This window comes from Anaerococcus tetradius ATCC 35098, assembly GCF_000159095.1.
Taxonomy (GTDB): Bacteria; Bacillota; Clostridia; order Tissierellales; family Peptoniphilaceae; genus Anaerococcus; species Anaerococcus tetradius.
Map to the genome: position 1 here is coordinate 169877 of NZ_GG666295.1, position 7570 is coordinate 177446.

Genomic DNA, 7570 nt, shown 5'->3' on the forward strand with positions numbered 1-7570 from the left:
GGATATGGATTTATCAGAAGTAAATATCGATGATTTAAGAAATAACCTGAGATTAATGAATAATAGACCTAGAAAATGTATAGAATATACAACACCTAAAGAAGAACTATTTGGTTTCTTACCGTAGGTGTTGCATTTGATTTGACAATTCGTCTGTAAAAAATAAAAAGTTATCTGATATAGACCTTAGCTGAGTATTTCTAAAATACTAGTAACCTTCTTGATTATATACGTAATAGTACGTATGATAATAGTGTAAGGAGGTAATCATATGCCGATGACGTCAAAGCAAATGATTAAACTCTTAAAGAAAAATGAATTTACTTATATTCCATCTGGTGATGGGTCACATAAGAAATTCAAAAACTTTAAGAATGGTAGGATTATAATTGTACCTGACCATGGAGGTAAAGATTTACCTAAAGGTACAGAACATGTAATTCTAAAACAAACGGGGCTGAAATAGCCCCTCCTTACCATAGAACAAATATTAGGAGTGAGTATATGTTTATAAATTACCCAGCTATATTTTTAAAAGAAAAGGATAGTGAAAGTTACACAGTTATATTTCCAGACTTAGAAGGATGTATATCTTGGGGCGATAGCGTTAATGATGCTCTAAGAATGGCTCAGGATGCCTTAGGAGCATATCTATTTGAATACTATACGAAACCTAACGAAATGCCAAAGTCATCTAGTATAGACGATATTGAAATAAAGATAGATGAAGATGACAAAGAATATTTTTCACATAAAGGTAGTTTTAAAAACTATGTATCTTTAGATTTAACAGATTATGTAAAGAAGTCTAATACTAAGACTGTAAAGAAGACATTATCAATCCCAAGTTATTTAAACGAAGCTGGGATAGAGAATAATGTAAACTTTTCATTACTATTACAAGAAGCTTTGAGGAAAGAACTAAAAATAAATTAAAAATATAGATACTTAGCTAAGATTACTATATTACTGCTTAACAACTAAAAACTGAAGTGTTTATTTTCATAGAAAAGGGGATGTTACAAAACTATGAATAATCATCGTACCATCGTTATAAGGTTCTCTTAGGAAATTTTACCTCTCCTTGCCGGTGGGCATATTAGTGCCTGCCTACTGATGGAGGAGGTTAGCCCGTCGGCGTTATGAGACTTTCCGTGGAGGTTCTTCTAACGATAATGGTACGATTTATTCATTCTGCAACAGCCCCTTTTTAATTGCTTCCATTATACATACTTAAATTTATCTCCGTCAAAAATCCGTCAAAAATTATATGTTATTCTATGTTATTTCATGTGTATTATAAAATTCTATAATTTGCAAAACGTGTATTTTATGCTATAATAGTTAGGTAATGTTTCTTGGGACCCATTATAAAAAATATCAAGGAGAAAAAAATGAATAATAACTTAGACACTAATTTTTTAGTAAAGTCAGCACTTGTAGCAGCACTTTATGCTGTTCTAACTTTATTACTGCCTATGGCTTCTTACGGACCTATTCAACTTCGTTTTAGCGAAATTATGGTCTTACTAGTATTCTACAACAAGAGATTTATTCCAGGTCTTGTTTTAGGTTGTGCTATAGCTAATATGTTTTCACCAATGCTTGCTTTTGATGTGATATTTGGGACTTTATCATCTTTAATAGCCTTTGAGCTTATAAAAAGAACAAAAAGCCTATTTATAGCATCATTGTGGCCAGTGCTAATGGTAATCGTGCCAGCTTTAGGAACATATTTTATTTTAGCAAATGATGCTGTCTTGATAATTATGATTCTTGAATTTATGGCAAGTGAATTCATAATGGTAAGTATCATTGGTGTAGTAATATTTAAGATACTAGAAAAAAATAATGGATTTATGAAATATATAAAGGAATTTTAAAAAACTCCCTTCTATCTGTGCGATAGAGGGGAGTTTTATTGTCTTTCCATCAAGATTAGATAGTTTTATAGTAGCTTAATTTAAAATAGTAATCCTTTATTTTGGAATTTACTATTATCATTTTAAAGTAGCTTAGCTTATGTTGAACTATTATATCTTGTTAAGTTTTCCTATGACTTTTTCTATTTCCTTGATTTTTTCTTTGATATCTTCTTTATCGTCACTGTTTAATGACTGATAGAGACAATGCTCAAGATGGGCTTGCATTACGTCCTTATTAATGTTTTTAAGGATTGAGATTGATGCCATGAGTTGATTAGAAACATCTATACAATACCTGTCATCCTCAATCATTTTAATTAAACCATCAATTTGACCTCGAACAGTTTTAAGTTTTCTGATAGTTTTTGCTTTATCAGCTTGCATTATTTATATTCAATACCTTTATATTCATATCCAGCTTCGTTGATAGCATCTGATATTTCTTTTTCATTAATAGATCCAAAATAATCTACCAAGGCTTCTTTATTAGCTAAGTCAATATCGACATTTTCTATACCAGCTAAAGATATTAAGGCTTTACTAACATGCTTAGCACAATTTTCACACATCATACCATCAACTTTTACAATCATTTTATTTAATTCGCTCATTTTAATCTCCTTTTCATTTACTTCTTTTTCTTCATTATTATTTTTTTCTTCTTTATTGTTAGCTTTAAAGGACCTAAGTCTTAAAGAGTTAAGGCAGACAAAGACAGATGACATACTCATAGCTAGGGCTGCAAACATTGGATTTAGGGTTAAACCGATGAATGGATATAAGAGACCTGCAGCAATAGGGATGAGGATGATATTATAGAAAAATGCCCAGAATAAATTTTCCTTTATTATCTTTATTGTCATCTGTGATAATTTGATAGATTCGACCAAATCTAGTAGGGAATTTTTTATTAGGACAACATCACAAGAATCTATTGCAATATCTGTACCACTAGCTATGGCTACACCTATATCTGCTCTAGCTAAGGCAGGGGCGTCATTGATTCCATCTCCTACCATCGTTACTTTCTTACCCTCTTTTTGAAGTTTTCTTACAACTTTATCCTTATCTTGGGGTAAGACTTGAGCAAATTTCTTGTCTATGGCTAAATCTTTGCGTATAGCCTCAGCTGTTCTTTCATTATCACCTGTTAGCATTATTAATTCATAGCCAAGATTTTTTAACTCCCTTATAGCTTTTCTCGAACTTTCTTTAGGAATATCTTGAGCAGCCATTAGTCCTATAATTTTTTCACCATCAGAAAAATACATAGAAGTCTTTCCTTCTTCTGAATATCTTAAAGCCAGTTTTTCGTATTTACCTAAGGATATATTATTTTCAGTCATAAGCCTTTCATTTCCAGCAAGATATGTCCTATCGGAAATTTGTCCACTAATACCTAATCCGCTTATGGCTTTAAAGTTATTAACCTCTTGCTGTCTAACTGATTTTTCCTTGGCGTATGCTACTATGGCGGAGCTTAGGGGATGCTCAGAATTTATTTCGATACTATAAGCAACTTCTAAGAAATCTTTTTCATCTAGATCGGTAGCGACATCAGTTACAACAGGTTTTCCTTCAGTGATTGTTCCAGTTTTATCTAATAATATTGTATTTGTCTTATGAAGATTCTCTAAACTTTCTGCATTCTTGAATAATAGACCAAGTTGGGCTGACTTTCCCGTAGCAACCATTATAGCCATAGGGGTCGCAAGACCTAGAGCACATGGACAAGATATAACCAATACTGCAATCATAAGATTTAAAGCAAACTCTATGTTTTTACTAGCTAGAGTCCAAATAACAAATGTAGCTATAGCTATCACTATTACAAGTGGAACAAAGATTGCTGCGACTTTATCAGCAATTCTAGCAATAGGGGCCTTTGTTTCATTAGCATCATTCACTAAACTAATAATTTGAGAGATTGTCGTATCTTCGCCAACCCTACTTGCTTTAAATTTAAAAGAACCTTGTTTATTAATACTTGCAGATATAACTTCATCGCCAATTCCTTTATTGACCGCTATGCTTTCACCAGTAATAGCTGATTGATCAACCAATGATGAACCTTCAATAATAATTCCATCAACAGGTATTGCCTCACCAGGTCTAACCAAAACAATATCGCCCTTTACCAAGTCGGAAACATCTACAGATTTTTCTACTCCATCCTTGATAATATTTGCTCTTTTTGGAGCTAACTCCATTAGGTTTTTAAGGGATGATTTTGTTTCGCCCTTACTTCTTGCTTCAAAATACTTACCTAGAGTTATAAGGGTTAGTATTGTCGCACTGGATTCAAAATAAATATTATGCCTATAGTGCATGAGAGTATCAAAATCTGAAGTAGCTTGAGCATATGACATCCTCATTATAGCGAATATACCAAAAATGCAAGCTGCACTAGAACCCAAAGCAACCAGGGTATCCATATTTGGAGCTTTCTTTATTAGCCCTTTAAATCCACTGATAAAGAATTTACGATTGATAAATATTACAGGAATCGCTAATAGAAATTGGACAAAAGCATAGTTCACTGCGCCAGTAAGTCCTTTAAAGATACCAGGAATAGGTAGATTTATCATTTCGCCCATAGAAATATACATAAGCGGTATGAGAAAGGCAAAAGAAATTTTAAGCCTATTAATTGTAGACATTTCTTCGACTTCTTTTAAGCTTGTATTTTCAGAATTTGTATCATTCTTAGGCCTTGCACCGTAACCAATATCAACTACAGCTTTGATAATATCCTCCTTATTAATTTTTGAAGGATCATAATTAACAGTCATTGATTCACTAATGAGATTTACATTAACACTATCAACTCCTAGTTTCTCCACTGCCTTTTGAACATTAGCTTGACAAGCAGCGCAAGTCATCCCACTAACATCAAAACGTTTTTTCATATAACCTCCTCTACACCCATAGGGGGTGTACTATCATTATAACTTTTACAAAAATTATGTCAAGAGCAAAGAAAAACTTTACAAATTAGCATGTTTAATGTTATAGTATATTAAAGAGGTACTAATGGAAAGATTAAAGATAATATTTAAAGGAAGGGTCCAGGGTGTCGGCTTTAGATACCATGCTTTAAGGATTGCAAATACCTACAAGTTAACCGGCAGTGTCAAAAATCTATATAATGGAGATGTAGAAGTTTACCTTCAGGGAAGCAGAAAAAATATTGATAATTTCCTAGAAGAAATTTCTAATCAACGATTTGTAAGAATTGACTCAAGGGACATAATAGAAGTCCCTATAAAAAATGACGAAAATTCATTTGAAATATTATTTTGACTATGGCGTAATTTAATTTTTGGGTATATAGTAGACCTATGAGTTTAAAAAGTAAAGTAGTAAAAAATATAGCAAAATTTATTAGATTAGGCCTTAGAATTACTAAACATAAAGCTACGTCTTTACCTGGTTATATAGCTTATAAACTAGATAAAAACATACTAGAAGAGTTATCTTCCAATACAAAATTTATTTTTGTAACCGGAACCAATGGCAAAACCATGACAACTCATTTTATAAGTAATATTTTAAGGCAACATTACAGTAGGGTCTATACAAATGAATCTGGCTCAAATATGGTTCAAGGTATTATCACAACTCTTCTTGATAACCCAAAGAAAATAGAAACTGTAGCAGTTCTTGAGGTAGACGAGGCTAATCTGGAAAGAATTGCAAAGTTCTTAAAAGCTGACTATGTAGTATTTACGAATATATTCAGAGATCAAATGGATAGATTTGGTGAGATATATAATATATTTGACAAAATCATGCAGGGCATGGAAGAAATGCCTAAAGCTAAGATAATAGCAAATGGTGATTTACCAATTTTTGCCTATGAACAAATGGATAAATACGATAAGGTTTATTATGCTATTAGGGATAAAAATCAAATCCAACACGATTATATCCTCGATGCTGAAAACAATTCAGATGGCATACTCTGCCCAAGATGCAATAGTATTTTAAAATACAAATTAGTAAATTATTCTTCTCTAGGAGATTTTACTTGTCCTAATTGTAATTTTAGCTCTAAAAATATTAAATATGAAATTAATGAGCTTGTTAAATTAGAAAGTAACTTTTCTAAGTTTATGGTAGGTGCTGAAGAGTATGAGATTTCAGTTGGAGGTTTATATAATATATATAATGCTTTAGCTGCCTTGTCTTTAGCAAAGGAGATGGGTCTTTCATATGACGAAATTCACGATGGCTTAAAAACTCAGAAGAATGTTTTTGGTAGACAAGAGAATTTAAAAATAGCAGATAAAAATGTTATTATAAATCTTGTTAAAAATCCTACTGGTCTTAACCAAATCATCGAGCTTATATTATTAAATAAGAAAGATATTAGTTTAATATGTCTTTTAAATGATAACTATGCCGATGGCTTAGATGTTAGTTGGATTTATGATTCTCATTACGAAAAATTAAAGGCTATGGATATCAAAGACATATATGTTTCTGGTACTAGATCTTTTGATATGAAGAGAAGACTTGAAATTGCAGAAATATTTGATTCTGACATCAAAGAATTTGATTATGAGAAAGATATTATTGAAATAATTAAATATTGCAAGTCTAAAAATGTATATATTCTATCAACTTATACAGCTATGCTTAGATTAAGAGAGGTGTTGAATTTATTATGATTATAAATATAGCACACTTATATGGAAATTTGTTAAATACTTACGGAGATGTAGGAAATATAATGGCCTTTGCCCATGAAGCTAGAAAAGCAGGCTTTGATACAAATGTAGATATTATTAGCCTAGGAGATGATTTCGATTATAAAAAGTATGATTTCGTATTTTTCGGAGGTGGTCAGGACTATGAGCAGAGTATAGTGCAAAAAGATTTGATAAAAAAAAGAGATTCTATAGTAGCCTACATTGAAAATGGTGGTATACTATTAGCTATATGTGGAGGATATCAATTACTTGGCCAATATTACTATGATGCCTATAACAAAAAAATTGATGGTCTGAGAATATTTGATCATTATACAATCAACCAGGAAAACAAACACAGATTTACAGGAAATATCAAAGTTAGATCTGCTTTAAATGAAGATGATTTGTACACTGGCTTTGAAAATCATGGTGGAGTAACATTTTTAGGATCCAAACAAAAGCCTTTTGCTTATGTGATAGAGGGTAATGGTAATAATGGTAAGGATAAGAGTGAAGGATTTAGGTATAAAAATACTATTGGAAGCTACCTTCATGGTCCCTTACTCGCAAAAAACAAAAATTTGTGCAAAGATTTAATTAATATTCTAAGAGATAGGAGAAATAAATAAATGAAAGAAAGTAAATTAAGAAATAAGGAAATAGATGAATTTTTTGAAGCAGTATTAATGCTAGATGATATTGAACAATGTTATGATTTCTTCACTGATATCTGTACAGCTAGAGAAATTCAATCTATAGCTCAAAGGCTACATGTTGCGAAACTTCTAAAAATTAGAAAAACTTATAGCGTAATAGAAGAAGAAACCGGTGCATCAACTGCAACAATTTCAAGAGTTAATAGATCACTTAATTATGGCTCAAATGGCTACGACATTGTATTAGAAAGACTAATTGAAAAGAATTTAAAAGAAGGAAAAAACAAAGATA

At 31.5% G+C, this 7570-nt stretch carries 9 protein-coding genes; 7 read left to right on the top strand and 2 right to left on the bottom strand.

All coding sequences use genetic code 11. From position 1 onward, the window contains the following. Window positions 1-271: 271 nt before the first annotated feature. The 3 genes from HMPREF0077_RS00765 (at window position 272) to HMPREF0077_RS00775 (ending at window position 1883) form a co-directional block, all read left to right on the top strand. Window positions 272-466, top strand: coding sequence for a type II toxin-antitoxin system HicA family toxin (locus HMPREF0077_RS00765; RefSeq protein ID WP_004835930.1), 195 nt, complete (start codon window positions 272-274; stop codon window positions 464-466). Between the two features lie 38 nt (window positions 467-504). After that, window positions 505-936 carry a type II toxin-antitoxin system HicB family antitoxin gene (locus tag HMPREF0077_RS00770; RefSeq protein WP_004835931.1) on the top strand — a complete coding sequence of 144 codons (432 nt, stop codon included), beginning with the start codon at window positions 505-507 and terminating at the stop codon, window positions 934-936. Between the two features lie 458 nt (window positions 937-1394). After that, a complete protein-coding gene (locus tag HMPREF0077_RS00775) occupies window positions 1395-1883 on the top strand; it encodes a QueT transporter family protein (protein ID WP_040349197.1) in 489 nt (162 codons plus the stop codon). Window positions 1884-2033: 150 nt separating this feature from the next. On the opposite strand, the gene HMPREF0077_RS00780 is transcribed toward HMPREF0077_RS00775, so the two are convergent. Continuing rightward, the gene (locus tag HMPREF0077_RS00780; RefSeq protein ID WP_004835933.1) at window positions 2034-2309 is read right to left on the bottom strand and encodes a metal-sensing transcriptional repressor; all 276 of its coding nucleotides are present in this window, start codon (window positions 2307-2309) and stop codon (window positions 2034-2036) included. Further along, complete coding sequence (locus HMPREF0077_RS00785) at window positions 2309-4834, bottom strand: heavy metal translocating P-type ATPase (RefSeq protein WP_004835934.1); 2526 nt, start codon at window positions 4832-4834, stop codon at window positions 2309-2311. The genes HMPREF0077_RS00780 and HMPREF0077_RS00785 overlap by 1 nt, the downstream gene beginning before the upstream one ends. A 124-nt stretch (window positions 4835-4958) precedes the next feature. Here HMPREF0077_RS00785 and HMPREF0077_RS00790 point away from each other — a divergent pair, with 124 nt between their 5' ends. From HMPREF0077_RS00790 to HMPREF0077_RS00805, 4 genes are all read left to right on the top strand, one after another. Beyond that, window positions 4959-5228, top strand: a complete 270-nt coding sequence (locus HMPREF0077_RS00790) for an acylphosphatase (protein WP_004835935.1) — start codon at window positions 4959-4961, stop codon at window positions 5226-5228. Between the two features lie 38 nt (window positions 5229-5266). Continuing rightward, window positions 5267-6598, top strand: a complete 1332-nt coding sequence (locus HMPREF0077_RS00795; RefSeq protein ID WP_004835936.1) for a Mur ligase family protein — start codon at window positions 5267-5269, stop codon at window positions 6596-6598. Further along, window positions 6595-7251, top strand: coding sequence for a type 1 glutamine amidotransferase (locus HMPREF0077_RS00800; RefSeq protein ID WP_004835937.1), 657 nt, complete (start codon window positions 6595-6597; stop codon window positions 7249-7251). Before HMPREF0077_RS00795 ends, HMPREF0077_RS00800 begins: the two co-directional genes overlap by 4 nt. Next, window positions 7252-7570 (top strand): YerC/YecD family TrpR-related protein (locus tag HMPREF0077_RS00805; protein WP_004835938.1); only part of this gene is annotated, 319 nt, incomplete at its 3' end.